The organism is Pseudarthrobacter sp. B4EP4b (assembly GCF_006680095.1).
Lineage (GTDB): Bacteria > Actinomycetota > Actinomycetes > Actinomycetales > Micrococcaceae > Arthrobacter.
Window position 1 is genome coordinate 1 of record NZ_VHIJ01000113.1, and the last position, 425, is coordinate 425.

At 68.7% G+C, this 425-nt stretch carries 1 pseudogene; it reads right to left on the bottom strand.

Going from position 1 to position 425, the window contains the following annotated elements:
• A pseudogene (locus FNL14_RS23455) lies at positions 1–425 on the bottom strand (HNH endonuclease); the annotation flags it as partial.

Genomic DNA, 425 nt, shown 5'->3' on the forward strand with positions numbered 1-425 from the left:
GTGGGTGCCGAGGATGGCGGGGATGATGTCGGCGTCGCAGGCGATTTTTCGTAGGGTGGCGGCGGCGACGGGTCCGGTGAAGACGAAATTCCCGGTGCCGGTGCCGGTCCCGGTGCGGGTGCTGGTACTGGTCCGGGCGTCGGTGCGGGTGCTGCGGGTTTCGCTGTTGTTGGGGTTTGTGCCGTCCTCGGTGCCGTTGCCCGCGTGTTTGGCGGTGGTGCTGGCTGCGGCCCCGGTGCTGCTCTGGTGGTGGGAGAGGAGGTCTTGGTAGTTGATGGTGGCGATGATGTGGGGGCGGTTGCCGCCGGTGGCGGGCAGGGCGTTGGTGGCCAGTGCTATTTTGGCGGCGCCGACGAGGCCCTCGAGTAGTTTTTGCGGCCGGGTGCGCCGGTCCAGGTCCGGGCCGGCGGTGTTCTCGTTCCACA